The following is a 23,925-nucleotide window of genomic DNA, read 5'->3' as shown; positions in this document are numbered from 1 at the left end:
AATTATAGGGCCATGTACAATGCCGGTCAATGCCGTCACGGCAGCTATCGTCATGCACAATTGGGTAAAGAAATGAGTGAAGAAAACGAAGGCAATAGCGGCAAGCAAGTCATTGCGCGCGCGGCGGCGGTGCTGCGCGCGCTGGAAAACCAGACGGGCGGCCTGAGCCTGGCGCAGATCGCCAAGGGCGCGGACTTGCCGCGCACCACGGTGCACCGCATCGTCGCCGCGCTGGAAGCCCAGCAACTGGTCAGTTCCGGCGCCGGCGGGGTGAAGCTGGGGCCGGCCATCGCGCGTCTGGCGGCGTCGGCGCATACGGACGTGGTGGCGGTCCTGCGGCCGTATGCGGAAGCGTTGGGCCGCCGCACGCGCGAAACGGTGGACGTGTGCGTGTACCGCGGCCTGCATGCGGTGTCGGTGGACCAGTACTGTTCCGACCATGAGCTGCGCGTCGTGTCGGCCGTGGGAACGGCCTACCCGATCCACTGCACCGCGCATGGCAAGGCCTTGCTGGCGCGGATGCCGGAAGACGCGCTGGCCCGGCTGTTCGGCGAACGCCTGGAAGCGCGCACGGACCAGACCATCACGGCGCTTGCGCAACTGCTGCCGCACCTGGAACAGGTACGCGCGCAGGGCTACGCCGTCGATATGGAAGAGCACGCGCCGGGCGTGTGCGGCATCGGCGTGGCCCTGAACACGGGGACGAGCGAGCGCTACGCGCTGTCGCTGGGCGTGCCGGCCCTGCGTTTCCACGCCCAGCGGGAACAGCTGCTGTCGGCGCTGTTGCAGTGCAAGGCGGAAGTCGAAGCCGTGCTCGGCGTCAAGCCGTAAAAGCGCCGATCGGGCGCTTGCGCGCCAGGCTCAGCCCGCTTGCTGCACGTGGTCGCTCCAGAGGATTTCCCTAAAGTTCAGCTTGAACTGACCGGACGGCATGTCGTCGGGATGGCTTTCCAGCTCGATTTCGCTGACTGACAGATATCGCCATCGCCCTCAAGTGAGCGGGGTAAGCCCGGCAGGCTGCACCCGCTGCCTCACGACTTCTGCATTTGCTGCTGGAAGGTGAGCTCGATGAACTCGTCCGGGCGGCTGATGGCGACCAGGACGGTGACCCGCAAGATGCCTTCCAGGATGTCGTCGGGCGTCATGGTTTCACCCAGGCCGACGTGTACGCTGAAGGCATCGTCCGGTGTGGCGCCCGCCAGGCCGCCGCGCTTCCAGATGCCGGTCAGGAAGTTAAGGGCCATGCTCTTGATCGTGAGCCAGGTGCTGGCCACGTTCGGCTCGAACACATACGCCTTGATAGCCAGGCGCAGCGACTCCTCGAGCATGATCATGGTGCGGCGCACGTTGATGTAGCGCCAGTCGAGGCTGTTGCCGTCGAGGGTGCGCGCGCCCCACACCAGGGTGCCTTCGCCTTCGAAGCTGCGGATGGCGTTGACCGACTTGCCGCTGCTGCTCACGTTGAGGTCTTCCTGGTCCTCGTGCGTGATGTTGACGGCCGGCGCGCTCACTGCCACCAGGCCGATGTTGGCCGGCGCCTTCCACACGCCGCGCGTGTTGTCGGTCATGGTGTACAGGCCTGCCATCGCGGCGCCTGGCGGCAGCAGATTGAGTTGGCCGTGCATGTCCCGCAGTAGCTGCTGGTACAGGGGACTCACGTCGCGCAGTGCACGATCGATGGCGGCGATGCCGCCGGCCTGACCGTTTTCTGAAGACTGCGCGATGGCCATTTGCTCGAACAGGGCCGACACTTGCCGCTGCCCGCCGGCGTCCAGCGGCTGCAGCAGCACGTCTTGCAGCGCACCCCACTGGCTACGGCGGATGTGGGTGAAGTTGAGTTCCTCCAGCGCAACGACCGTGGCCTGTACCCACGGATAGTAGGCGGCGCCAAAGGCCAGCGAGTCGCTGCCGATAGCATCCCGGAAAGCGGTCACTGGTCCATCCGTCAACGGCGCCGTGCCATGGTGGATGTCGAGGATGGCGAAGCGGTTCCGCATCTGTTGGCCGCAATGCATGAGCATGTGCCGTTGCAGCGCATGGCAGTCGTCCAACGCCAGCAGCATGGCGTCGGGCACGGCCAGCAGCGTCGCGCCCGGCTCCCGCAGCAGCGCATCGATGCCGGCGCACAATGCGCCGATGTCCGGCGTGTCATGATAATCGCCGACGGAGACGATATGGCAGGCGCCGCCGCCATTCATGAAGAAGAGCAGTATGCTGTGATACAGCAGGAACCGGCCGGCGGCCTGGCGCAGCGTGCACGACGCGCCAGCCGTGCGGCCCGCCTCCAGCATGAATTCGGGCACGGGCGCGCCGCCGAAGCAGGCTTCAAATTCCGCCATCGAGCTGATGCGCGACGGCTGCTTGCGCAGGGAGCGGCCGTCGTGGCTGGCGCTGGCGGTGTAGCCGACAAAGCCCGGCGCGGCCGTCGCCACTTCGACGACGGCATTGGGAAACGCGTTTTGTTCCACGATATACACGCCGGGAGTCTTGTATTGCGCCATGTGCATGCTTTCCTGGTTGGTCAGAGGGAGCGGGGCTGCATCGGGTCACGCATCGGGCCACGCATTGGGCCAGTATAGCCAGTGATAGCACGGGCATGGGCATTTCTCGCTTTACATTTATTTGATAATTCCAGTATTATTGAAATATTGAATATTTATTCGCGCTTTTTCCTGGACCACTGCCCCCATGCTCACCGCCTTCCTGATCTTTCTCGCCACCTTAACCCTCGTCATCTGGCAGCCGCGCGGCCTGGGCATCGGCTGGAGCGCCGTCATCGGCGCCGGCGCGGCGCTGCTGGCCGGCGTGATCCACTGGGGCGACATCCCCGTCGTCTGGCATATCGTGTGGAACGCCACCGGCACGTTTATTGCCGTCATCATCATCAGCCTGCTGCTCGACGCGGCCGGCTTCTTCGAGTGGGCGGCGCTGCACGTGGCGCGCTGGGGCGGCGGCAGCGGGCGCAAGTTGTTTACCTTGCTGGTCTTGCTGGGCGCGCTGGTGTCCGCCGTGTTCGCCAACGACGGCGCCGCGCTGATATTGACGCCCATCGTCATCGCCATGCTGCGGGCATTGAAGTTTTCAGCCAAAGCCACCCTGGCCTACGTGATGGCGGCCGGTTTCATCGCCGACACGGCCAGCCTGCCGCTGGTGGTGTCGAACCTGGTCAATATCGTCTCGGCCGACTATTTCAAGATCGGCTTTGCCGAGTACGCGTCCGTGATGGTGCCCGTCAACGTCGTCGCCGTGGGCGCCACCCTGGCGGCCTTGCTGATCTTTTTCCGCCAGGATATCCCGCGCGACTATGACGTGGTGCAGCTGAAACGCCCGCGCGCCGCCATCCGCGACCTCGGTACCTTCCGCGCCGGCTGGCTGGTGCTGGCGCTGCTGCTGGTAGGATTTTTTTCGCAAGAAGCCCTGGGCGTGCCCATCAGCCTGATCGCCGCCGTCGGAGCCGCGCTGCTGCTGGGCGTGGCGGGCAAGGGGCACGTGATTTCCACGCGCCACGTGCTGCGCCATGCGCCGTGGCAAATCGTCGTCTTTTCGCTGGGCATGTATCTGGTCGTGTATGGCTTGCGCAATGCGGGCTTGACGGCTTACCTGACGGGAGTGCTGAACCACTGTGCCCAGTACGGCGTGTGGGGCGCGGCCATGGGCACGGGCGTGCTGACGGCCTTGTTGTCGTCCGTGATGAACAACCTGCCGACGGTGCTGGTGGGCGCGCTGGCCATCGACCCGACGACGGCGCAGGGCGCCGTGCGCGAGGCGATGATTTACGCGAACGTCATCGGCAGCGATCTGGGACCGAAGATCACGCCCATCGGCAGCCTGGCTACCTTGCTGTGGCTGCATGTGCTCGACAGCAAGAATATCCACATTTCCTGGGGATATTACTTCCGCGTCGGCATCGTGCTGACCGTGCCCGTGCTGCTGGCGACCCTGGCGGCGCTGGCGCTGCGCCTGTCCTGAGTTCCGTGTATGGTGGTGGCTGACAGCAACTTTAACGGGAAAGCCATGAAATTATTGCTTGTGGGCGCCACCGGCCTCGTGGGCCGCGAAGTGCTGCGCCTGGCGCTCAGTGACGCGCGCGTCAGCCAGATCGTCGCCCCCGTGCGCAAGCCCTTGCCCGCGCATCCCAAACTCGATGCGCCGCTCGTCGATTTCGACCGCTTGCCGCCCGGCGCGCCGTGGTGGCAGATGGATGCCGTCATCTGCACCCTGGGCACGACCATGAAGGTGGCCGGTACGCGGCAGGCGTTCCGGCGCGTTGACCACGACTACCCGCTGGCCGTGGCGCGCCTGGCTCTGGCGGCCGGCACGCGCGCGTACGCGCTCAATTCCGCGGCCGGCGCCAATCCCGGCTCGCGTATCTTCTACAACCGCGTCAAGGGCGAACTGGAACGCGACCTGGAGCAGCTGGGTTTTGCGTCGCTCACGTATGTGCGGCCCGGGCTGATCGGCGGCGAGCGCGACGTGACGCGCGCGGGCGAGGGTGCCGCCTTGCGCCTGCTGCGCGTGCTGGGGCCCGTGCTGCCGCGCCGCTGGCGCATCAATCCCGCGCCGCGCATCGCCGCCGCCCTGCTGGAAGCGGCGCTGGCCGCCGCGCCGGGTGTACATATCGTCGGTTCGGAACAGCTGGCCTGAACGCGCAGCCCGTATAATCGGCGTTCATGTTCTTTTGAGTACGCAAAATGCAAACAGTACGTCCTTACCGGGCCGGCGACCGCGACGCCTGCCTGGCTCTTTTCGACGGCAATACGCCGCGCTTTTTCGACCCGTCCGAGCGCGCGGCCTTCGTCGCCTGGCTGGAAGCATCAACGCAGCCGTATCTGGTCATCGAACGTGCGGTCGAGGGAACAACGCGCATCGTCGCCTGCGGCGGCCATGCGATCGAGGCGGGCGGCACGGTCGCCAGCCTGTGCTGGGGCATGGTGGCGCAGGACGTGCACGGCCAGGGACTGGGCCGCGCGCTGACGCAGGCGCGCCTGGACGCCATCCGCGCCGTGCCGCAAGTGGCCGGGGTGAGCATGAACACCAGCCAGCACACGCAGGGCTTTTATGCGCGCTTCGGCTTCGTGCCGGTCAAGGTGACGCCCGATGGCTTCGGACCCGGCATCGACCAGTGGGACATGATGTTGCAACTGACGGCGCGTGGGGCGCACCGATGAGCGCCGCCAGGCACGGAGGCCACCATGGCGGATGACCGCCACCCGACGGCGCCGCTCGTCATCGTTGCCAGCAACGGCACCGGCGGCGACATGCAACCATTTATCGCGCTGGCGCAGGGCTTGCGGCAACGGGGGCGGCGCGTGCTGCTGCTGGTGCCGGGCTGGCAGGAAGCGGCTGCGCAGGCGTCAAGGCTGCCGTATCGCACCTTCGGCACGCAGGAAGAGGGGCAGGCCATGCTGGGCGACCCGGGCCTGTGGGATGAGCGCAAGGGCTGGGGCGTCGTGTGGCGCGGCCTCGTGCCGTACCTGGGCGCCGTGCGCGACGTCGTGCAAGGCTTGCCGGACGGTGAAGAGTGCGTGGTGCTGTGCCATCCCTTCCTCGTGCCGATGGCCGCCCTGGCACGCTCGGTACGCCCGGACCTGCGCATCGTCGCGGCCTATCTGGCGCCATCGAACCTGTGCAGCAGCCATGATTTCCTGGCGGCCGGCTCGCTGCGCATTCCCGCCTGGGTGCCGCTGTCCTGGCGCGAGGCCCTGTGGCGGATGATCCACCGCGGCATGGTCGACCCGGTGCTGCTGCCCGGCCTGAACGGTGCGCGCGCGCAGCACGGACTGCCGCCCGAAGCGCATTTTTTCGCGCACATGCTGGCCGCGCCCGATGCCTCGCTGGGGCTGTTTCCCGCCTGGTTCGCCGCCCCGCAGGCGGACTGGCCGCCGCATTTCGTGCAAGCCGGTTTCTCCGGCGCCGCCCCGCATGGCGCCGCGGCGCTGCCGCCGGAGCTGGAACGCTTTCTGGGCGAGGGCGAGCCGCCCATCGTCTTTACGCCCGGGACCGGGCACCAGCACGCGCAGCGCTATTTCAGCATCGCCCTGGACGTGTTGCGGCGGCTGGGGCGGCGCGGCTTGTTCCTCACGTCCCATGCGGCCCAGGTGCCGCAGCACTTGCCCCCCAGCGTCATGTGGCAGGCGTACGCGCCGTTCGCGGCCCTGCTGCCGCGCGTGGCGGCCGTGGTGCACCATGGCGGCATCGGCACCTGCGCGGACGCTTTTCGCGCGGGCATCCCGCAACTGATCGTGCCGTTCGCCTACGACCAGTTCGACAACGGCTGGCGGATCAAGCGGCTCGGCGTGGGGGATGTCTTGCTGGCCAGGCGTTTGTCGGCGGGGCGCATGCGGCGCCAGCTGGCGCGTTTGCTGGCCGCGCCCGAGGTTCAATTGGCGTGCGGCGAGGTGGCCCGCCTGATGGGACAGGGGCCGCAGCCGGCGCACTTGCTCGATCAGGTCGAAGCGGCGCTGGCCGCCCGGACTGCTTAGGGCGTGTCGTGCGGCGTATCGTCGAGGGCGATGACCCGGTCGTGCGGGCCGGGCACGCAGCCGTCGGCGACCGGTTCCCAGCCCCGGTGCACCACCACCTGTTTGCCGTCGTGGCAGATTTCCACGCGCTCGCTGGCGGGCAGGCGCTGGCGCGCGAACGCTTCCAGGCTGGCCGGCAGGCTCACTGCCAGCCGCATCGTGCCGATGGCTTCGGGCGGATGGTCGTCCATGTGCACCAGGGGCACGAAGATGGAACCGAGCATCAGCCAGCGGGCGCCCACGTCGACGGCGGCGGGGTTGTAAGGCGCGGCGCGCAGCCAGTCCTGGGCGCGCGCGCGCAAGTCGCTGCCCGCGGCCAGCTCCCCCCAGGCGGCGGCCAGCATTTCCGCCACCCACTGATTGCAGTTCTGGTATTTCAAATTGAAAGCGTACGCATTGGCGCTGTAGCGGCCCGCCAGCAGCTCTTGCACGCGCACGGGGTCGAGCAGGGCGCGGCGCAGGGGCGGCACGGTTTCGGCCGGCAGTTTCACCAGCGCGATGTAGCCGAGCGCAGGATTGGCCGTGCCCATGGCGAAACCGGCCGTGCCCTGGTCGAAGATGCGCGGACGGCCTTCGTCGCAGGCGTAGTACAGCTGGCGCGCGGACCAGCCGCTGTCGTTGTCGTGGCGCCAGGCCAGCGCCGCGTGCGAATAGCGGATGCCGAAGCGGGCCAGGTCCAGGCCGGAGCGGCTGATGAGGGCCACGCTGCCTTCGCTGGCGGCCAGTTCCTCGCGCACGACGGCGGCAAAGCGCAGCAGCCGGTCCTGTTCCGTCGCCGTGAGTTCCTGCGCGCGGTCGCAAAAGCGCGACGAGGCCAGCGAGGTACCCGCATGGGCGGCGCCAGCGCTGAAGATGGCGCAAACGCCCAGCAGCAGTGCCGGGCGGTGCGGGAGAAAACGAATCAAAGGCTGACGGGACGCGTGGCCAGTTCGCCGTACCAGTCGTCGGCCAGCACGAGGAAGAAGGCGGCGCGCGTGTCGTTGCGCGAGAATTCGATGCCGTAGGCGCGGTTTTGCGCATGCACCATGTCGCCTTGCGCCAGCTGCTGTTTGTCGAGCGCCGCCTGCGGCAAGTCCAGCACCAGCGGCGTGGCCGTGGCCTCGGCCTGCATGGTCAAACGCGTCATGCCGTCGCGGCCCGGCACGGCGGCCACGTCGATGATGCGGTAGGGGCCATTGGCCACCTTGTTGTCGCGCGAGGAACTGTTGCTCGAACCGTTGAGCGAATCGGATATGCTGCCGCTCGACTGGGAGCCGGCGCTGGAGGCCGAGGAAACGAAACTGTCGGCGTTGGCGTTGCACGCCATGGTCAGAGCTGCGGCCAGGCCGAGCATGCGTAGGGAGGTAGTCAAGGCAGTTTTCCAGTGCGCGTCAATGAAAGCGGGCCGGGTCCGTCCGGGCCTGCGCCATCATAGCAGATCGGCCGTCAGCTGAGCAGCACCTTGATCAGGGCCTTCGCTTCGGCCGACGGCTGCGTGCGCAGCGCCTGCAGCACGGGGTCGTGCTCCAGGTAAGCCTGCAGCGGCGCGCTGATGGTGACGTAGGCCTGCGGCAGCGGCGAAGGCACGGGCGCCAGCGCCTTGGCCAGCAGCAGGGTGTCGCGCAAGCCTTCGGGCGGCAACATGATGGTGGAGCCGGGCAAGGCGTTGACGGCATCGGCCACCGACAGCGGCACGCCCAGCTGGCGCATCAGCGCGCGGCCGATCAATTCCAGCGTGGAGGCCATCTGCGTTTCCAGCTCGGCGTACAGGCCCGGGGTCTTGTCGGCCTGGGCCAGCAAATAAAATCCGGCTACTTCATGCACGATACCGGCGAACAGCGCCGTATCGGCATCCGTCTGCGTGACGGCGCCTGCCAGCGCATGCGCCAGCGCCGCCACATGCACGGTATGCGCCCACAGCTGGGTGGCGCGGGCGCGCAAGGCGTCGTCGCGGATGCCCGCGTTCAGCTGGCGGATGACGGCCGCCGTCGCCAGCGCATACAGGTTGCGGTGGCCCAGCCGCTCGACGGCGGCGCGCACGCTGGTGATGGCGGGCGTGTGGCCGGACGCGAACATGGCCGAATTGGCCAGCGCCACGGCGCGCGCCGACAAGGTGGGTTCGCACAGCAGCAGCCGGCTGATGTCGGCCGAGTGGCAATCCGGGTTGGCCAGTTCCTTTTGCAGGAGCAGGGCCGTGTTGATACTGGTGGGAAAGGCCAGGGTTTCCGTTTCGGCGCTGGCCAAAAGTTGCGCAAGGCTGCTGAGCGTGTTGACGTGCATGGATAAGAGGGAGCGAGAAGTAGCAATGTCCCCCATATTATCAGGCAATCCGGCTGGCATGGCGTTCGCATGCCCAACCGGCCATGCCCGCCATCGGGAGCTGCGTTCCAGCGCCTTATGGCAGCAGCAAGGAGTGCTGGCTGGCCGTATGGAAATCGCGCCAGACGCGGTTGATGGCGCTGTCTTCGCGCGCCGCGTACAGGCCGCAGTACGGATACAGTCCGTCGACTGCCGCGCGGCAGGCGGCGACCAGGGCCAGCGCACGCTCTTGCACGGCCTGCATGGCGTCCGCGTCGAGCGCCGCGCCGGCAGCCACCGTTGCCCAGCTGTCATCGAGCACGGCATAAAAGCGCGCGCGGGCGGCGATGAATGCGTCTTGCTTGTCTTGCAACATGGATATTACTTCCGGCACCTCCAGCAGCGGCAGGCCGGCGCGCGCGTGGCGGCGGTGGCGCATGCATTCTTCGGCCAATTCCATGAAATGGGCGGCCATGCCGGCCACGTTGGCGGCCAGGGTCACGTAGGCGAGCGAATAAAACGGGTAGCGGTACAGGGGGCCGTCGGCCGTCGCGGCCGCGGGACTGATGGTGAAACCGTGTTCCTTGCCGAGCCACTGGCCGTCGATGCGGTAGCTGTGCGAGGCGCTGGCGCGCATGCCGATGCTGTTCCACGAGGGCACCAGCCGCACCAGGGCGGCGGGCACGAGGAAGGCGCGGATGCGCGGCTGGCCTTGTTCGTCGAGCAGGGGCTGGCCAGCGCGCCGCAGCCGGGCGTTCAGGGTGAAGTGGGTGGCCATGGGCGCGCCGCTGGCGTAGTCCCAGCTGCCCGTGATGCGGTAGCCGTCGCCTTCTTCCTCCGCGTCCCCGGTGGCCGCGCCGCTGCCGCCCAGGCAGGCGCGCGGCGTGCCGATGATGGCGCGCGCCATGTCGGGCGCCAGAAAGCCCGCGAACCAGCCGGCGCCCGCGCACAGGGTCAGCACCCAGCCCATGCTTCCATCGACGGCGGCCACGGCTTCTTCCAGGCGCACCACTTGCGGCAAGGGCAGCTCGGCGCCGCCCGCGCTGCGCGGCGCCAGCATCGTCAGCCAGCCGCGCCGGTGCAGCAAGGCTTGCTGCACTGGGTGCAGAAAGCGGGCGGCGTCGGCCGCCTGGGCGTGGCGCGCGATGCGCCGGGCGTCGCGCCCGGAAAGGGCAGCAAGGGTAGCGAAGGCAGCGTGCGGCATGGGCAAAGTCCGGCAATGGCGAAGGCGGGCATTTTCGCACAGAGCCGGGCGTGCCGCGACACGGCCGTTCAAGCGGCCTTGCTCAATCCTTCCGCTTCCCAAGCAGCCTTGACGCTGTCGCGCTGGGACACTCGGCCCAGGAAGGCTTGCAGATTTGCCAGCGCGGACAAGTCCACGCCCACGTTCGGCGCCCAGCCCGTGATGACGAACAGGTAGGCGTCGGCTACCGTGAACGTGTCGCCGGTCAGATAGGACCGGCCTTCCAGGCGGCTGTCCACCCACTTGAATTTCTTGCCCAATTGCTCGATGAACAAGGCCTTGGTGGCGGCGTCGAAGCGGGGATCGAACAGGGGACTGAACGATTTGTGCAGCTCGGACGTGATGTAGTTCTGCCACTCCAGCACCTGGTAGCGGGCCAGGCTGCCCACGGGCGGCAGCAGGTCCTGCCTGCCGGCCTGTTCGGCGATGTACTGGGCGATGACGGGGCCTTCGCTCAAGGTCGTCCCATCGTCGAGCGCCAGCAGCGGCACCTGGCCTTTCGGGTTGAGTTCATAGTAATTGCCGCCTTCCTGCGTGCGGTGCTGGCCCAGGTCGACCTTGGCCAGGGTGAATGGCATGCCCGTTTCGCGCAAAATAATGTGCGGTGCCTGCGAGCAGGCGCCCGGCGAGTAAAAGAGTTTCATGGCGATCCTATCCTTGAACAGGTTGGGAAGACGCCACTATAGTCCTGCGGGAGCCGCCGGTAAATGCGTGTTCGTGCGGTGGCTGGTCACGCCCGGCGAACGATTGCGCTGGCTCAAAGCCCGGGATAGCGCAAGGGGGCAAGCAGCAAGAAAAACGCGTGCGCCATGCTGCTGGTGCGGATGGCTCACGCGCGCCCGCCGAGGCTGCCTCCGCCATCCACTGCCAAGACCTGGCCTGTCACGTAACTGGCTTGCTCCGATAGCAGGAAGCCGGCGGCGGCAGCGACTTCATCCGGCTGTCCCAGCCGCCGCATCGGTATCGTGGCAAGCACCTGGCGTTCCATTTCGCTGCCGACGGGGCGCGTCTTGCGGAACAGTGCCGTTTCCACGGGGCCTGGGGCGATCGCATTGACCGTCACGCCGTGCTGGGCCAACTCCAGCGCCCAGGTTCTCGTGCAGCCGACCAGGGCGCTTTTGGCGGCGGAATAGGCGGTGCGGTCCACGCTGCCGTAGACTGCGCGGCTGCAGATATTCACGATGCGGCCATAGCGGCGCTGCTTCATCGCATCCACGAACTGCTGTGTCACCTGGATGGCGGCGCGCACGTTCAGGTCGAACACGCTCTGCAAGGTGGCAAAGTCGATTTGACCCAGCGGCTGGGGCGAGGCAATGCCCGCATTGTTGACGATGCCATCGATATCAAACTGTTTTTCCAGCGCCTTGAGAACCTGCGCCGTCTGCGCCAGATCGGCCAGATCGCAGGCCACCAAGGTGCCCGGAAAGTCGACGCCCGCAACGTGCCGCGCGATGCCGATCACCCGATGGCCTTGCTGATGCAGCAGGGTGCAGATGGCATGGCCGATGCCGCGTGTCGCGCCGGTGACGAGGAAAGTACGAGATGTCATGGGGAGGAGGTCCTTTTGCCTGAAAATGCCCAGCTGCGAAGGCTACACTTTTTTGCAAGGTCACGTCGCCGCAGCGGCTGACCATTCGCGCAGCAATTGCCCGAACGCTTCGGCGGCCGCCATGGCGCCGGCGTGGCCCAGCTTGTGCTGGCGCAAGGCTTTGGCGCCGTGATGCTGTACGGCGGCGTGGCCGCCTGCCTGTTCGCCGTGGCCAGCTGGCTGGTGTTTGGCGCCGGGAGGGTGAGTGCGCCAAGTGCGGGAAGGCTATAATCGGGGCACGTTGGCAAGTGTTGCTCAACGTCATTACGAGGCTGCCCATGCATAAACTGATTTCCGAACTCACCCGCCTGTATCTGTTGGAAGAACAGCAATATCTGGAGCCGGAGGGCGGCGCCCAGCCGTTGACGCCGGCCGTGCTGGCGCGCCACCTGTCGGGCGAGCAGACGGTGGCGGTGCGTCTGGTGAGCGAACGCGGCCTGGCGCGCGCGCTGGTGCTGGAGTTTGGCGGCAAGGGCGGCGGCGAGGCGCACTGGAGCGCGCTGTGCACGATCGCCAATGCCGTGCAGCACGAACTGGACTTGCCGGCGCCCGCCGTCAGCATTTCGGGCACGGCGTTCCAATTGTGGCTGTCTCTGGCCACGCCCGTGCCCGCCGCCCAGGCGCGCCAGTTCGTGCAGCTGCTGCGTTCCACTTTCTTACCCGCATCGACCGACATCCTCGCCGTCGCGCCGCCAGACTACGTGACACAGGCGGCGCTGCCGCCATGCCTGCAGCCATCGGGCAAGTGGGCCGCCTTCATCCACCCCAGCATGGGCGCCGCCTTCGTCGACGAGCCGGGCCTGGACATGCCGCCGCCGCCCGCCGCCCAGCTGGGTTTCCTGGAAAGCTTGCGCAGCATCACTCCGGCACAATTCGCGCAGGCGCTGGCGAAGCTGCAGGGACATGCGGGGCTGGCTGATGCCGTGCCCGTTCTCGCGCCCGTCGCCGCGCCATTACCGGCGGTACAGCCCGTTACGCAGCCAGGCTTGCTGCTGCAGGACGCCACACTGGAGGACATCGTGCGCTGGCTGCATGCGCGTAACATCGAGCCGACGTTCCGGCACAGGTTGCCGTAGCGGGGCTTTCCCTGATTGCAGGCTAGGTTGGACACCCAGGAGGCAATATGACAGTCAAGCGCATGGACAACGTCGGCATCGTCGTGGAAGACATCGATGCCGCCATTGAATTCTTCACCGAACTTGGACTCGTTCTCGAAGGGCGCGCCCCAATTGAAGGCGACTGGGCCGATGGCGTCACCGGTCTGCGCGGCATGCGCGTGGAGATTGCCATGATGCGTACGCCGGACGGTCACAGCCGTCTCGAGTTATCCCGTTTCCTCGCGCCGGCCGTGGTCGCCGATCACCGCGACGCCCCAGTGAACGCTCTCGGTTACCTGCGTATCATGTTTACCGTCGAGGATATCGACGATACGCTCGTCCGGCTCGTCCAACGCGGCGCGAAGCTGGTCGGCGAAGTAGTCCGGTACGAACACATGTATCGGCTCTGCTACATCCGTGGTCCCGAAGGCATCCTCATCGGACTTGCCGAACAGCTCCCGCAGCAGACGCCCTGAGGGAAGCCGCCGGAAGTAGAAAGCCAAAGGCTCGCCGTCCAATCGCTTGCTGAGGCAAGCCTGCGCGAAACGCCGCGGCGGGAAATTGCTGCCGCATCGCCGCATATCGGCCGGCGCCTTTCTGTCATCAGGGCATGGTCATGTCCAGACCGACCATGCTGACGACGAAGAAGGTGACGATCCCGAGTGCCAGGAGCAATAGCGCGAAGATGGCGACCACCTTGCCGCTCGCGCGCAGCACCGCGCGATTCTGCTTCGCCTTGTCCTTATCCTTCTTGCCTTGATCGTAATGCCACTTGATGGCGAAGAACATGCCCGTGGCGAGCACGAGTGCCTTGAATGTCACGAAGACTATAGGGGTCCAATCGATCATTTTGCGTATTTCCAGTCTATTACTTGATTACTTGACACTATCTGTCGTGAGGCGCACTGCCTCAAATTGCTGCTTCAGCAGCTTCTGTTCCAACTTTTTCTTCCACTATCCCCCCAGGCATCCTGTTTGACTCTTTCATTATAGCCAGCTCTGAAATAAAGACGGTATCGAGCGCAGCGATGCGCCGCATGCGGATGAGTGAGGAAAAAACGCCTGCGACTGCCATGCAAGGATGGTGTTGCTGCACGTTATGAGGCATACTACCTTAAAACAATCTCCATGCATTGAGACAAAATGTCCCAGTTAAAAACCATACAAGATGAAAATTTGACGGGCTGGTTGCCGCGATTGGCCGGGAACAAGGGGCCCCGTTTTTTGCAAATTGCGGATGCCTTGCAGGTGGCGGTGGCAGACGGCTCGCTGACAGCGGGCGACCGTCTGCCGACGCAGCGCCAGTTGGCGGCACAGCTGGGCGTCGACCTGACGACGATCACGCGCGCCTACGACGAAGCCAGACGCCGCAACTTGCTGGAGGGGCGCGGCGCGCGCGGCACGTATGTCGCGGCGCCGAAAGTCGAATTGACCGCTATCCTCGACCTGAGCATGAATACGCCGCCACCGCCGGAGGGCGTGGACTTCGACGACATGTTGCGACAAGGTTTGTCTCAAGTACTGATGCGCGCCGATAATGAGTTGCTGATGACCTATCACTTGGGCGGGGGAAGCGACTCCGACCGCAAGGCCGGAGCCAGGTGGCTGGAACCGATGTTCGGACCTCTGGATTCAAGGCAGGTGGTTGTCTGTCCCGGTGCGCAAGCGGCGATCGCCGCATTGATCCTTGCGCTGACGGAGCCTGGCGCTGTGATCCTGGCGGAGCCGACGAGTTATCCGGGCTTGCGTGCCGCAGCGGCCCAGTTCGGCCGGCACGTCATCGCGGTGGGCGCGGACAAGCACGGGATGCTGCCTGAGCTGCTAGAGGAAGCGTGCCGCCAGCACCAGCCCGCGCTGGTCTACCTCAATCCGACATTGCAGAACCCGACCGCCATCACCATGCCGGAACGCCGGCGCAGGGAGCTGGCCGGCATTGCGCAGCGCTGCGATGTACGCATCGTCGAGGACGATCCCTACTGGCTTCTTGCCGATGCGCCGCCGCCGCCCGTTGCCGCGTTTGCCCCGGCACAGGTGCTCTACATCTCGACGCTGTCGAAATGCCTGACGCCCGGCTTGCGTGTCGCCTTCGTGCTGATACGCGACCCGGCGGAGCGCGAGCGTTTCCTGGTCGCGCTAAGATCATTTGCGCTGATGGTCGCTCCTCTGACGGCCGCCCTGGCCACGCAGTGGATACTCGACGGCTCGGCTGACAGATTGATGGAAGGCGTACGCAAGGAGGCGCGCCTGCGCCACCGGATGGCGCGCGATGTGCTGGCGGGACGCTACAGCGGCGCCGGAGACGGTCTGCATGTATGGCTCGAGTTGCCTGCGTATTGGAACTCCTCGCAGCTTGCGCTCGCAGCCGCCAGCTACGGCATCGCCGTCACGCCGGCGGAGGCGTTCGCAACGGGCAGCGCATCGGTGAACGCCATTCGCATCTCTTTGGGCAGCATCAAGGACCGTGGACGCTTGCAGGCCGGTCTTCAGCGGCTGTCTCACCTGCTTGCGCGGCGGCCCGAGTCATTCAGCGCTGCCGTGGTCTGACTGGCCGGGATGCGCCTCCGTATTGCCAGAAGCATCCCGGCATCAGGCCGCCATTTCCCTTGCCAGTGCCGACACCAGTTCCTCCGCCCCCATTTCCCGCGCCAGCGGCGCGCCCTGGCCGGCCCATTGCGCGGCGAAGTCGCTGTCGCCGTGCCGGCTGGCCAAGGCGTTCAATTGTTTGGCGGCATCGTAGGCGACGGGATAGTCGGCGGGCGGCGGGCTGCCCGGCGCTTCGCCGTGCTCGATCAGGCGGTTCACCATGCCGCGCGCCAGGCGGCCCGAGAGCACGCTGGTCAGGCGCGTGCTTGCGGCCCGCGCGCTTTGCAGGTTGGCGCGGTAGCCCGCATTGGCCGACGATTCCGGGCACAGCACGAACGCCGTGCCCAGCTGGGCCGCTGCGGCGCCCAGGTCCAGCGCGGCGCGGACGCCTTGTCCATCCATGATGCCGCCGGCCGCGATCAGGGGGAGAGCAGTGCGGCCCGCCAGCAGGCGCAGCAGCACGCTGGTGCTGTGGCGCTCGTCCGGCGCCTGCGGGTCGAAGACGCCACGGTGGCCGCCCGCTTCCACGCCTTGCGCCACGATGGCGTCGACGCCCGCCTGTTCGATCAGCATCGCCTCGCGCAGATTGGTGGCCGTGGCCATCGTGTAGACACCGGCCTGGCGCAGGGCGGCGATCTGCTGCTGCGCCGGCAAGCCGAAATGGAAGCTGACGACGGCGGGGCGCAGCTCCAGCAGCAGGGCAAACGCCGCCTCATTGCCGAGAAAGGTTTGATAGATCTCGTCGAGTTCCGTAGGCACGGCCGCGCCCAGTTCCGCGAACAGGGGCGCCAGATGGGCCTGCCAGTCCGCCTCGCGCCGCGCATCCCTGACCGCCGGCGCATGGCAGAACACATTCACGTTGAAGGGGCGGTCCGTCAGCGCGCGGGTGTCGGCGATCATCTGGCGCGCCTGCGCCACGATGCCGGCGCCGATGGCCAGCGAACCGAGGCCGCCCGCGTTCGAGACGGCGGCCGCCATGCGCGGCGTGGAGACGCCCGCCATCGGCGCCTGGATGATGGGGTGCTGCAAGCCGAGACGGTCGAGGAAGCGCTGGGACGTGCTCATGATGTTTCCTTCATGAAATTGAGGACATTGTGCAATATTCTTATTTGAAGAATATAATAGCATGATAATTCTTGAATTGAGAACATGATGGACATGGAATCCCTGACGATTTTTTGCGCCGTGGCGAGTGAACTGAGCGTCACCCAGGCCGCAGCGCGGCTGGGCCGTGCGCCGTCCAGCGTCACCACGCGCATCCAGCAGCTGGAAGCCGATATGGGCGCCGAGCTGTTCGTGCGCGCCAATAAACGCATGGCCCTGACGGCGGCGGGCGAGCGTTTTCTTGAGTATGCGCGGCGTTTGCTGGCGCTGGCGGAAGAAGCGCGGCATGTCGTCACGGGCGGGCGCGACGGCGGCACCCTGCGCGTGGGCAGCATGGAAAGCACGGCGGCCAGCCGCCTGCCGGCGCTGCTGGCCGCGTATCACGCCCGCCATCCGGACACGCGCCTGGCGCTGAGCACGGGGCCGTCGCGCCCCCTGATCGAGCAAGTGCGCACGGGTTTGCTCGACTGCGCTTTCGTCGCCTTGCCGCCAGCGTTCGGCGGCGCCGCCGCGCTGGAAGAGCTGGGGCTGGCATCGACCGCCGTGTGGCGCGAGGAACTGTGTCTGTTGCTGCCGGCCAGCGAAGGGCAGGCGCGCCGTGCCGCGGACGTGCGCACGCGCTCGCTGGCGGCCTTTCCGCAGGGCTGCACCTACCGCGGCATCGCCGAAGAGCTGCTGGGCGTGGCAGGTTCGACCGATTGGCGCGTGCAGGAGCTGAGTTCGTATCACACCATGATCGCCTGCGTGGCGGCCGGCGCCTGCGTGACCGTGCTGCCGGCCAGCGTGCTGGCACTGTCGGACGCGCCGGCCACCCTGAAAACACTGTCAGTTGGGCAGGCCGACACGGTGCTCGTGTGGAGAGTCGGATTCGGCGTGCCCGCCTTTCAGCATTTGCTGGCGCTGCTCGGCGAGGCGGCGCCGTGAGCGGGGCGGCCAGGCTGCGTTCGGCCATCGCCGCGGCGGTCATTCTCGCCATCGGCATGGGCTTTGGCCGCTTCGCCTTCACGGCCATCTATCCGCAGATGGTCGAGGAAGGCGTCTTGAGCTTGCGCGAAGGCAGCCTGGCCGCCTCGGCCAACTATGCCGGTTACCTGCTGGGCGCCATCCTGGCCATGCGCGCGCGGGTCCGCAGCGCGCACCGGCTGTGCCTGTGGTCGGCGGCCGGCACGGCGCTGTGCCTGGGCGTGCTGGCCGTGCCGATGCCCGTCTGGCTCATCGTGGCGGTGCGGGGCGTGGCGGGCGTCTTCAGCGCCCTGGCCATGGTGGCCGCCTCCTTGTGGCTACTGGAACAGCGCCGGCATGGCCGCGGCGCGCCGCTGCTGTACGCGGGCGTGGGCGTGGGCATCGCCGTCTCGGCCGAATTGCTGGTGCTGGCATCGCAGCTGGGCTGGCACAGCGCGGGCATGTGGCTGCTGCTGGCCGGCGTCGCCGCGCTGGCGGGGCTGGCGGCCGCGCCCGCGATTGCCGCTGGCGGACTGGCGACGCTGGACGCGCCAGCGCAAAGGGCAGCTCCGGCGCTGGCGTCCGTGGCGCCGTGGCCGCTGGTGCTGATCTACGGCTTGGCGGGACTCGGCTACATCGTCACGGCCACGTATTTGCCCGTGCTGGTCGGCGCGGCCTTGCCCGGCTTGAATTCCGCCCACGTCTGGGCCGTGTTCGGCCTCGGGGCGGCGCCCTCGTGTTTCCTGTGGCACCGGCTGCACGAGCGCCTGGGCACACGCCAGGCGCTCAGGCTGAACCTGCTGCTGCAGGCGCTGGGCGTGGCCTTGCCCGTGCTGGCGCCCTCGGCCGCCGGCTACCTGCTCAGCGCCATCCTCGTCGGCGGCACGTTCGTCGGCACGGTGACCATCGCCATGCCGGCCGCGCAGCGGGCCGCCGTCAAGGCGGGCACCAACATGATGGCCATCATGACGGTGGTGTATGGCGTGGGCCAGATCATCGGCCCCGTGCTGGCCGGCAGCCTGTATGCGCAGTCGCACAGTTTCAACAGTTCGCTGCTGGCGGCAGCCGGCGCGTTGCTGCTGGCCATCATCGTGAGCTTGCGGCTATAAAGTTCAAAGGCCGAAGGCGCAGCGCATGAAAGCGTGCCGCAGCGCGTTGACCCGGGCGGAATCGCGCGTGTAGTACAGTTTATTGGTCAGCAGCACCGCATAGCGGCCGCGCCGGGGACTGATCCACAGGGCCGTGCCCGTGAAACCCTGGTGGCACCAGATGTCGTCCTGCGGCCCGCTGCCTGCCGCCGGGTGCCAGAACAGGCCGCGCGACGGGCTCAAGGAACCCGTCTGCACCGTCAGCGAATCACGCACCCAGCCGGCGTCGAACACCTCGTCATGGCGGTCCGGCGCCAGCATCGCCTGCAGGAAGCGCTGCAGGTCGGGCACATTCGAAAACAGCCCGGAAATGCCGCATACGCCGCCCAGCAGCCGCGTCGAAAAATCATGCGTCACGCCGGCAAGATGGGCGCCCGCCTGCTCGCAATACTCGGTCGGCGCGACCAGCTTGCCTTGCGCAGCCGGCAGCGGGCCAAAGCGCGTGGCGGCCATGCCCAGCGGCCGCAGCACATGTTGTTCCAGGGCCTGGTCCAGCGGCATGCCCAGCAGCCGCTCGATGACCAGGCCGAGGATCAGGGCCGCGCGGTCCGTGTAGTCGACCGCCTGGCCTGGTATGCCTTCCAGCGGCTCGCGCAGCACGCCGCGCACGATATCGTCGTACACCTCGCCATAGCTGGCGCGCAGGCGGGCGCGCAGCGGCAGGCCGGCCGTATGCGTGAGCAGCTGGAAAATCGTGACGGGCGCCAGCGCATAGCCGTGCGTGTCGGGCAGCACGTCGGCCAGGCGGGTGTCCAAGCCCAGGCGTTCCTGCTTCAGCAGCCGGCCCGTCAGCGACCAGACGCTGATGATCTTGGTCAGCGACGCGATGTCGAACAGGGTATCGACCTGCATCGCGGCACTGGCGGAATCGGGCGTGAGCCGCCCGGCCGCGCCCGCCACGCCGTCGTCGACGGTGCCCACGGCCCAGGCCGCACCCGGGAAAATCCGCTCCTGCACTCCGGCCTCCGCCAGCGCCGCCAGTTGCTCCGTACTGCTGCTTGTTATCTGCATGATGATTGGGCCGTCCTGCCGTGGTCTGTCACTTCTTCCCCCAGCCAGCGCGCCACCGATTGCGCCAGCCATTCGCCTTCGTCGAGCGGCAAGTCGTGGCCCGCGTCGCCGTGGATCAGGCAATCGGCTTGCCAGGCGCGCGCCAGGCGTTGCGAGCAGCGGTGGTCGACCAATTGATCTTGCGCGCCGGCCATCACCAGCACGGGCATCGCCGGGGGAATCGCCGGGGCGCGGTAGCGGGCGGCCGACAGCAGCTGGCGCAGCGCATTGCAGCGGCTGACCGGATATTCCTGCTGGTAACTGAGCCATTCGGCCAGCAGCGCAGGGGTGCCATGGGCGTGCCTGCGGCTCGTCAGGCGCAGGATCAGCGCTTCCTGGCTGCGTGCATCGCCGGCCAGCAGTTGGCGCAGCAGGGCGCCGTAGTTTTGCCAGCGCAGGCGCCGGTAAAACGGATTGAACGGCCGCATGCTCGTGTTGACGAGCACGCAGCGTGCGATTTCCTGCGGATAGCGGCTTGCCCATTCGACGGCCACCATGCCGCCCAGGGACAGGGCCAGCAAGTGGTATGGCGCGGGGATGCCGCGCGCCAGCAAGTGCTGGCGGCAGTCTTCCACCATGGCGGCCACGCGGGTGGCGCTGTCTTCGTCGTGGCGCGTGCCGTTGCCGGGCAGGTCGGGCGTGACGATGCGGGCGCCGGGCAGGGCGCGCGCCAGGGTGGCGGGGAAGCTGCCCCAGTGGCGCTGTTCGCGCATCAGGCCGCGCAGCAAGACCCAGGTAGGCGATCCGCTCATGATTCGTACCATTGCGCCAGGGCGCGCCGGCGCTGCGCCTTGCGCAGCAAGCCTTCCGGCATCCAGCGGCCGTGGCTGCTGGCGGCGCGCATGAGGAAATCGAACCACACCAGGTGCCGCCGCAGCACGCGCTGCAGGCGGTGCGCGGCCGTGGGGTTGAAGATGCTGACCCGGTTGAACAGCTGGCGCGGATTTTTCTTGACCCACAGCCACGAGCCCATTTCCAGGGTCAGGGGCAGGAACACGCGGCCCGTGTAGCTGGTGCCGTTCAGGTAGAGATAGTCCCACAGGTCGCCATGCGTGCGGTATTGCCGGCTTTGCGGCTCGAACACATAGTTGTGGTTGGGGTAGCTCTGGCTGAACAGCTCTTCCAGCGCGCCGATCTCGGCCAGGTGTTCGATCGGCACCTTGGTATGCGCATGGGGAAACCAGATGCGGTCGCGCAAGCCGAAGCCGGAATGGCAATCGAGGGCGATGCTGAACTGGCGCGACAGCAGTTCGCGTTCGACGAGGTCGCACACGGCCTGGCTTTCCAGCTCCATCGGCCCTCCGGCCGCGCCCCGGTACCAGGGCAGGCGGGGGCTGTAGCGCTGGCCGCCCAGCATGAACGGCACTTTTTCGCGCGCACTCAATGGCGCGTTGCGCATCAGGTCCACGCCGCGCGGATTGCTGCGCGTGGCTTGCCACATGCCGCCCGGATTGACCAGCGGCATGAACACGAGCCGCATGGTTTCCAGCTGCTGGTGCAGGGTGGCGTCCCAGCGCAGGCGCGCGACCAGGCTTTCCAGGAAAGACAGCAGCACTTGCGTGCCGATGCGTTCGAGGCCGTGGATGCCGCCGAAAAAGCCCAGCACGGGCACGTCGGGGCTGGGATTGCCCATGGCGATCGAATACACGGGAAATGCGCGTCCATCGATGGCGATGCTGCAAGGCGCGGCCACTTCCAGGTGACTGCCGCCCTCGTCGATGAGGCGCTTCAGCATGACCAGCTCGGGCAGATTCTTTTCGATCATCAGGCGTCTGAAAGGGAAAGTAGCAGCCAGTGTAGCCGAAATCATTGCCGCGTCCGATGTCCCGCATGGCGAAATTTATTGGTGATAAGCATGTCACGAAGCCGTCATGTTTGCTGTGTAGTCTGTTGCAGTTGACGCAAGGATTGTTCATTGTAAACACCCCGGGCGTCCGCTTTACTCCTCACACGATAGCGACACGATAGTGATATGACAGGCAGCCCGGCATCCGTTCATGTGCTTGCGCTGGCCGGATACCTGGTACTGCTGGGTTTCCTGGCCGCGGTGGGGCCCGTGCGGGCGCAGCCGGCCGACGGCGCCGTCTTGCAGTTCGATATCGCCGCGCAACACCTCGGCGACGCGCTGGACCTGTACAGCCGCCGCACGGGCATCGCCGTGCTGATCGACCAGCGTTACGCGCAGCGCCAGTCGGCCGCCGTGCGCGGCCCCTATGCGGCGGGCGCGGCCCTGCAAGTCTTGCTGGAGGGCACGGGGCTGCAATCGCGCCTGTCCGACGCGCAAGCCGTCATCGTGTATGCCCCGGCCGCAGCTTCGGCGTTAGCCGCAGCGGACCTGCCGCCGGCCGCCATGCTGGCCGCCGCCGACATCCCGGGCGCCACGCAGGGCGGCGGTGACCACGCGGCCTATGTGGGCCGGCTGCAGCACGTGCTGCTGGGATTGCTGTGCCGCGCCGCGCAGACGCGCCCCGGCGGCTACCGCCTGGCGCTGCAGCTGTATCTGAACCGCGCCGGCGTCGTCGACCGCGTGCACCTGCTCGACAGCACGGGCTTGCGCGCGCGCGACACGGCGATTGCGCGCGTGGTGCTGGGCATGCGCGTGGGCGCGGCGCCGCTGCCGTCGATGCCGCAGCCCGTCTCCATCCTGCTGCTGCCGCAAGGGCCGGGCAGCGAAGTCGATTGCGCCGCTGGCGCGCAAGGAATCTCCGCGCCATGAGCCTGCCCGACCTGCGCACCAGGCTCAAAGGCCACCTCAGTGCGCGCTACGCCGTGCTGCGCTGGCGCCTCGAACGCGTGGTCGGCTGCAAGCACCATGCGGCCGATGCGCTGCAGGAAACCTGGCTGCGCCTCGAGGCGATGGTGGCGCCTGGTCCCGCCGCCGCGCCCGTCCATAATCCCGACGCCTACCTGCTGCGCATGGCGGCCAATATCGCCACCGATGCCTACCGCCGCGACCGCATCATCGTCACCGAGCGCGAACGCGAGGAGCTGATGCACATGGCCGACGAGACGGGCGACGACATCAGCGACCCGGCGCGCATCGTCTCGGCGCGGCTCGACGTGCAGGCGCTCGATGCGGCCTTGGCGGGCCTGTCGCCGCGCCGCCGCGCCATCCTGACGGCGGCGCGCATCGACGGCATGCTCAATGCGGAGATCGCCGAGCGCTTCGGCATTTCCGTGGCGATGGTGAAGAAAGAATTGCAGGCCGCCATGCAACACTGTAAAACGTGCATGGCCGACGCCGATGCGGCCCAGCGCAGCGATGTGTCGGGCCGCCGTAAATATTGATGAATCCCATGACCGCTTCCGACCGCGATCCACGCGACCTTGTTGAACATGACGACACTGCCATCGGCCGGGAAGCCGCCGCCTGGTGGGCACGCCTGCGTGCCGACGATTTCACGCAGGCCGACGCCGACGCCTTGCGCGCCTGGTGCGCGCGCAGCCCCGCGCATGCGCGCGCCTGGCGCGAACTCAGGCAGGTGTGGCAGGCGCTCGATCCCGCCTTGACCCGCGCCGCCGCCGCGCCGCCGCAGGCGAACGTGCTGGCGTTCCCGCTCCGTCCCGGACGGCGCGCTTTTCTCGGCGGCGCGCTGGCGGCCGGCGTGGCCGTGCTGGCCCTGCGCCCGCCGCTGGGCGCCTGGCCGTCGCTGCAGGAGCTTGGCGCCGACTACCGCACGGGCACGGGCGAGCAGCGGCAACTGGCCCTGTCGCAGCAGATGACGGTGCAGATGAATACGCAGACGCGCATCGATGTGCGGGCGCCCGAGTCGATCGAACTGCTGGGCGGGGAAGCGGAAATCCTCGCCAGCGGCGCCCGCCAGCCCGTGTCGGTGGTGGCGGGCGCGGGGCGATTGCTGGCGCAGTCGGCCCGCTTCAATGTGCGCCACACGGGCGACGCCGTCTGCGTGACTTGCCTGGCGGGCGCCGTCGAGGTGGTCTGGCAGCAGCGGCGCCAGACTCTTGATGCAGGACAGCAACTGGTGTACGACGACGGGGGCGCGCAGGCGGCCACGGCCGCACCAAAGGGCGAAGCGAGCGCCTGGCGCACGGGTGCGTTGTCGTTTGCCGGCCAGCCGCTGTCCCAGGTCGTCGATGAAATCAACCGCTACCGGCCCGGCCGCGTGCTGCTGCGCAATCCCGAACTGGGCCGCCGCCTCGTGCGCATGCGCTTTTCCATCCGCCAGATGGATGGCGCGCTGGCGATGATACGCGACTTGACGGGAGCAGAAATGATCAGTTTGCCGGGCGGCATCGTCTTGCTGAGCTGATCTCGGCGGATGCCGGATGCCCCGGCGGCACGCGTATCAAAATATTTTTCAAAAAACATTATCCCTTCCGCCGCCCAGCTACGTCATGGAGGCATGGACGC

27 protein-coding genes are annotated in these 23,925 nt (G+C 67.3%); 14 read left to right on the top strand and 13 right to left on the bottom strand.

The genetic code is table 11. The features are described from left to right. The first annotated feature begins 72 nt into the window (after positions 1-72). Positions 73-831: an IclR family transcriptional regulator gene (locus OX462_RS15720; RefSeq protein WP_070312871.1), complete on the top strand. Its 759-nt coding sequence runs from the start codon at positions 73-75 to the stop codon at positions 829-831. Positions 832-1,031: 200 nt separating this feature from the next. On the opposite strand, the gene OX462_RS15715 is transcribed toward OX462_RS15720, so the two are convergent. Continuing rightward, positions 1,032-2,507, bottom strand: coding sequence for a contractile injection system sheath protein (locus OX462_RS15715; RefSeq protein ID WP_409026510.1), 1,476 nt, complete (start codon positions 2,505-2,507; stop codon positions 1,032-1,034). Positions 2,508-2,688: 181 nt separating this feature from the next. Between OX462_RS15715 and OX462_RS15710 the strand changes: the two genes are divergently transcribed. Genes OX462_RS15710 through OX462_RS15695 form a run of 4 tightly spaced genes read left to right on the top strand, consistent with a single transcriptional unit; the run spans position 2,689 to position 6,482 of the window. Next, the gene (locus tag OX462_RS15710) at positions 2,689-3,969 is read left to right on the top strand and encodes an arsenic transporter (protein WP_409026509.1); all 1,281 of its coding nucleotides are present in this window, start codon (positions 2,689-2,691) and stop codon (positions 3,967-3,969) included. Positions 3,970-4,014: 45 nt separating this feature from the next. Next, entirely contained in the window at positions 4,015-4,644 is a 630-nt protein-coding gene (locus OX462_RS15705) for a Rossmann-fold NAD(P)-binding domain-containing protein (protein ID WP_409026508.1), read from the top strand. Positions 4,645-4,691: 47 nt separating this feature from the next. Further along, entirely contained in the window at positions 4,692-5,168 is a 477-nt protein-coding gene (locus OX462_RS15700) for a GNAT family N-acetyltransferase (protein WP_409026507.1), read from the top strand. A gap of 24 nt (positions 5,169-5,192) precedes the next feature. Continuing rightward, complete coding sequence (locus OX462_RS15695; protein ID WP_409026506.1) at positions 5,193-6,482, top strand: glycosyltransferase; 1,290 nt, start codon at positions 5,193-5,195, stop codon at positions 6,480-6,482. Here the strand turns inward: OX462_RS15695 and OX462_RS15690 are convergent. The 6 genes from OX462_RS15690 to OX462_RS15665 form a co-directional block, all read right to left on the bottom strand. Further along, positions 6,479-7,426, bottom strand: coding sequence for a DUF2145 domain-containing protein (locus tag OX462_RS15690; RefSeq protein ID WP_409026505.1), 948 nt, complete (start codon positions 7,424-7,426; stop codon positions 6,479-6,481). The genes OX462_RS15695 and OX462_RS15690 overlap by 4 nt on opposite strands. Then, positions 7,423-7,854 (bottom strand): hypothetical protein, encoded by a 432-nt coding sequence (locus tag OX462_RS15685; RefSeq protein ID WP_070224319.1) that lies wholly within the window; start codon positions 7,852-7,854, stop codon positions 7,423-7,425. The genes OX462_RS15690 and OX462_RS15685 overlap by 4 nt, the downstream gene beginning before the upstream one ends. 92 nt (positions 7,855-7,946) lie before the next feature. Further along, positions 7,947-8,744 (bottom strand): HDOD domain-containing protein, encoded by a 798-nt coding sequence (locus OX462_RS15680; protein WP_409026504.1) that lies wholly within the window; start codon positions 8,742-8,744, stop codon positions 7,947-7,949. A 151-nt stretch (positions 8,745-8,895) separates the two neighbouring features. After that, on the bottom strand, positions 8,896-10,002 hold the full coding sequence (locus tag OX462_RS15675; protein ID WP_409026503.1) for an acyl-CoA dehydrogenase family protein: 1,107 nt from the start codon (positions 10,000-10,002) through the stop codon (positions 8,896-8,898). 68 nt (positions 10,003-10,070) lie between these two features. Next, positions 10,071-10,685 (bottom strand): glutathione transferase GstA, encoded by a 615-nt coding sequence (gene gstA / locus OX462_RS15670; RefSeq protein WP_409026502.1) that lies wholly within the window; start codon positions 10,683-10,685, stop codon positions 10,071-10,073. A gap of 185 nt (positions 10,686-10,870) precedes the next feature. After that, positions 10,871-11,590, bottom strand: a complete 720-nt coding sequence (locus tag OX462_RS15665) for an SDR family oxidoreductase (RefSeq protein ID WP_070288097.1) — start codon at positions 11,588-11,590, stop codon at positions 10,871-10,873. 96 nt (positions 11,591-11,686) lie between these two features. Here OX462_RS15665 and OX462_RS15660 point away from each other — a divergent pair, with 96 nt between their 5' ends. Genes OX462_RS15660 through OX462_RS15650 form a run of 3 tightly spaced genes read left to right on the top strand, consistent with a single transcriptional unit; the run spans position 11,687 to position 13,202 of the window. Beyond that, entirely contained in the window at positions 11,687-11,860 is a 174-nt protein-coding gene (locus OX462_RS15660) for a hypothetical protein (protein WP_409026501.1), read from the top strand. Between the two features lie 47 nt (positions 11,861-11,907). After that, complete coding sequence (locus OX462_RS15655) at positions 11,908-12,705, top strand: TOTE conflict system archaeo-eukaryotic primase domain-containing protein (RefSeq protein ID WP_409026500.1); 798 nt, start codon at positions 11,908-11,910, stop codon at positions 12,703-12,705. A gap of 47 nt (positions 12,706-12,752) precedes the next feature. Then, on the top strand, positions 12,753-13,202 hold the full coding sequence (locus OX462_RS15650; RefSeq protein ID WP_409026499.1) for a VOC family protein: 450 nt from the start codon (positions 12,753-12,755) through the stop codon (positions 13,200-13,202). 127 nt (positions 13,203-13,329) lie between these two features. Here the strand turns inward: OX462_RS15650 and OX462_RS15645 are convergent, their stop codons facing one another. Together OX462_RS15645 and OX462_RS15640 are read right to left on the bottom strand one after the other, a co-directional pair. Next, complete coding sequence (locus tag OX462_RS15645) at positions 13,330-13,575, bottom strand: hypothetical protein (RefSeq protein WP_070224327.1); 246 nt, start codon at positions 13,573-13,575, stop codon at positions 13,330-13,332. Between the two features lie 61 nt (positions 13,576-13,636). Then, positions 13,637-13,801 (bottom strand): hypothetical protein, encoded by a 165-nt coding sequence (locus OX462_RS15640; protein WP_409026498.1) that lies wholly within the window; start codon positions 13,799-13,801, stop codon positions 13,637-13,639. 68 nt (positions 13,802-13,869) lie between these two features. Between OX462_RS15640 and OX462_RS15635 the strand changes: the two genes are divergently transcribed. Next, positions 13,870-15,270, top strand: coding sequence for an aminotransferase-like domain-containing protein (locus tag OX462_RS15635; protein ID WP_409026497.1), 1,401 nt, complete (start codon positions 13,870-13,872; stop codon positions 15,268-15,270). 42 nt (positions 15,271-15,312) lie between these two features. Here OX462_RS15635 and OX462_RS15630 read toward each other — a convergent pair whose 3' ends face one another. After that, entirely contained in the window at positions 15,313-16,374 is a 1,062-nt protein-coding gene (locus OX462_RS15630; RefSeq protein WP_409026496.1) for an NAD(P)H-dependent flavin oxidoreductase, read from the bottom strand. An 87-nt stretch (positions 16,375-16,461) separates the two neighbouring features. Here OX462_RS15630 and OX462_RS15625 point away from each other — a divergent pair, with 87 nt between their 5' ends. Together OX462_RS15625 and OX462_RS15620 are read left to right on the top strand one after the other, a co-directional pair. Next, complete coding sequence (locus OX462_RS15625) at positions 16,462-17,337, top strand: LysR substrate-binding domain-containing protein (RefSeq protein WP_409028752.1); 876 nt, start codon at positions 16,462-16,464, stop codon at positions 17,335-17,337. After that, entirely contained in the window at positions 17,334-18,464 is a 1,131-nt protein-coding gene (locus tag OX462_RS15620; protein WP_409026495.1) for a YbfB/YjiJ family MFS transporter, read from the top strand. The genes OX462_RS15625 and OX462_RS15620 overlap by 4 nt, the downstream gene beginning before the upstream one ends. A gap of 3 nt (positions 18,465-18,467) precedes the next feature. Here OX462_RS15620 and OX462_RS15615 read toward each other — a convergent pair whose 3' ends face one another. Genes OX462_RS15615 through OX462_RS15605 form a run of 3 tightly spaced genes read right to left on the bottom strand, consistent with a single transcriptional unit; the run spans position 18,468 to position 21,318 of the window. Continuing rightward, a complete protein-coding gene (locus OX462_RS15615; RefSeq protein ID WP_409026494.1) occupies positions 18,468-19,514 on the bottom strand; it encodes a serine hydrolase domain-containing protein in 1,047 nt (348 codons plus the stop codon). Further along, positions 19,505-20,305, bottom strand: a complete 801-nt coding sequence (locus tag OX462_RS15610; protein ID WP_070224332.1) for an alpha/beta fold hydrolase — start codon at positions 20,303-20,305, stop codon at positions 19,505-19,507. The genes OX462_RS15615 and OX462_RS15610 overlap by 10 nt, the downstream gene beginning before the upstream one ends. Continuing rightward, complete coding sequence (locus tag OX462_RS15605; RefSeq protein WP_070224333.1) at positions 20,302-21,318, bottom strand: M14 family zinc carboxypeptidase; 1,017 nt, start codon at positions 21,316-21,318, stop codon at positions 20,302-20,304. Before OX462_RS15605 ends, OX462_RS15610 begins: the two co-directional genes overlap by 4 nt. Positions 21,319-21,525: 207 nt before the next feature. Here OX462_RS15605 and OX462_RS15600 point away from each other — a divergent pair, with 207 nt between their 5' ends. From OX462_RS15600 to OX462_RS15590, 3 genes are read left to right on the top strand one after another with little or no spacing between them, the layout of a single operon-like run. Further along, positions 21,526-22,269, top strand: a complete 744-nt coding sequence (locus OX462_RS15600; protein WP_409026493.1) for a hypothetical protein — start codon at positions 21,526-21,528, stop codon at positions 22,267-22,269. After that, entirely contained in the window at positions 22,266-22,841 is a 576-nt protein-coding gene (locus OX462_RS15595; protein ID WP_070312884.1) for an RNA polymerase sigma factor, read from the top strand. Before OX462_RS15600 ends, OX462_RS15595 begins: the two co-directional genes overlap by 4 nt. A gap of 8 nt (positions 22,842-22,849) precedes the next feature. Beyond that, positions 22,850-23,824, top strand: a complete 975-nt coding sequence (locus tag OX462_RS15590; RefSeq protein ID WP_230506078.1) for a FecR family protein — start codon at positions 22,850-22,852, stop codon at positions 23,822-23,824. The last annotated feature ends 101 nt before the right edge of the window (positions 23,825-23,925 follow it).

Source organism: Janthinobacterium aestuarii (assembly GCF_046113285.1).
GTDB lineage: Bacteria > Pseudomonadota > Gammaproteobacteria > Burkholderiales > Burkholderiaceae_D > Janthinobacterium.
The sequence above is the reverse complement of the archived record's forward strand: the minus strand, read 5'-3'. Positions and strand labels throughout refer to the sequence as shown.

What these genes read in the sequence shown, in the direction of transcription:
- OX462_RS15720 (WP_070312871.1), top strand. Translation starts at nt 73, where the DNA reads ATGAGTGAAGAAAACGAAGGCAATAGCGGCAAGCAAGTCATTGCGCGC.
- OX462_RS15715 (WP_409026510.1), bottom strand. Translation starts at nt 2,507, where the DNA reads ATGCACATGGCGCAATACAAGACTCCCGGCGTGTATATCGTGGAACAA.
- OX462_RS15710 (WP_409026509.1), top strand. Translation starts at nt 2,689, where the DNA reads ATGCTCACCGCCTTCCTGATCTTTCTCGCCACCTTAACCCTCGTCATC.
- OX462_RS15705 (WP_409026508.1), top strand. Translation starts at nt 4,015, where the DNA reads ATGAAATTATTGCTTGTGGGCGCCACCGGCCTCGTGGGCCGCGAAGTG.
- OX462_RS15700 (WP_409026507.1), top strand. Translation starts at nt 4,692, where the DNA reads ATGCAAACAGTACGTCCTTACCGGGCCGGCGACCGCGACGCCTGCCTG.
- OX462_RS15695 (WP_409026506.1), top strand. Translation starts at nt 5,193, where the DNA reads ATGGCGGATGACCGCCACCCGACGGCGCCGCTCGTCATCGTTGCCAGC.
- OX462_RS15685 (WP_070224319.1), bottom strand. Translation starts at nt 7,854, where the DNA reads ATGCTCGGCCTGGCCGCAGCTCTGACCATGGCGTGCAACGCCAACGCC.
- OX462_RS15675 (WP_409026503.1), bottom strand. Translation starts at nt 10,002, where the DNA reads ATGCCGCACGCTGCCTTCGCTACCCTTGCTGCCCTTTCCGGGCGCGAC.
- gstA (WP_409026502.1), bottom strand. Translation starts at nt 10,685, where the DNA reads ATGAAACTCTTTTACTCGCCGGGCGCCTGCTCGCAGGCACCGCACATT.
- OX462_RS15665 (WP_070288097.1), bottom strand. Translation starts at nt 11,590, where the DNA reads ATGACATCTCGTACTTTCCTCGTCACCGGCGCGACACGCGGCATCGGC.
- OX462_RS15655 (WP_409026500.1), top strand. Translation starts at nt 11,908, where the DNA reads ATGCATAAACTGATTTCCGAACTCACCCGCCTGTATCTGTTGGAAGAA.
- OX462_RS15650 (WP_409026499.1), top strand. Translation starts at nt 12,753, where the DNA reads ATGACAGTCAAGCGCATGGACAACGTCGGCATCGTCGTGGAAGACATC.
- OX462_RS15645 (WP_070224327.1), bottom strand. Translation starts at nt 13,575, where the DNA reads ATGATCGATTGGACCCCTATAGTCTTCGTGACATTCAAGGCACTCGTG.
- OX462_RS15640 (WP_409026498.1), bottom strand. Translation starts at nt 13,801, where the DNA reads ATGGCAGTCGCAGGCGTTTTTTCCTCACTCATCCGCATGCGGCGCATC.
- OX462_RS15635 (WP_409026497.1), top strand. Translation starts at nt 13,870, where the DNA reads ATGTCCCAGTTAAAAACCATACAAGATGAAAATTTGACGGGCTGGTTG.
- OX462_RS15630 (WP_409026496.1), bottom strand. Translation starts at nt 16,374, where the DNA reads ATGAGCACGTCCCAGCGCTTCCTCGACCGTCTCGGCTTGCAGCACCCC.
- OX462_RS15625 (WP_409028752.1), top strand. Translation starts at nt 16,462, where the DNA reads ATGGACATGGAATCCCTGACGATTTTTTGCGCCGTGGCGAGTGAACTG.
- OX462_RS15615 (WP_409026494.1), bottom strand. Translation starts at nt 19,514, where the DNA reads ATGCAGATAACAAGCAGCAGTACGGAGCAACTGGCGGCGCTGGCGGAG.
- OX462_RS15610 (WP_070224332.1), bottom strand. Translation starts at nt 20,305, where the DNA reads ATGAGCGGATCGCCTACCTGGGTCTTGCTGCGCGGCCTGATGCGCGAA.
- OX462_RS15605 (WP_070224333.1), bottom strand. Translation starts at nt 21,318, where the DNA reads ATGATCGAAAAGAATCTGCCCGAGCTGGTCATGCTGAAGCGCCTCATC.
- OX462_RS15600 (WP_409026493.1), top strand. Translation starts at nt 21,526, where the DNA reads ATGACAGGCAGCCCGGCATCCGTTCATGTGCTTGCGCTGGCCGGATAC.
- OX462_RS15595 (WP_070312884.1), top strand. Translation starts at nt 22,266, where the DNA reads ATGAGCCTGCCCGACCTGCGCACCAGGCTCAAAGGCCACCTCAGTGCG.
- OX462_RS15590 (WP_230506078.1), top strand. Translation starts at nt 22,850, where the DNA reads ATGACCGCTTCCGACCGCGATCCACGCGACCTTGTTGAACATGACGAC.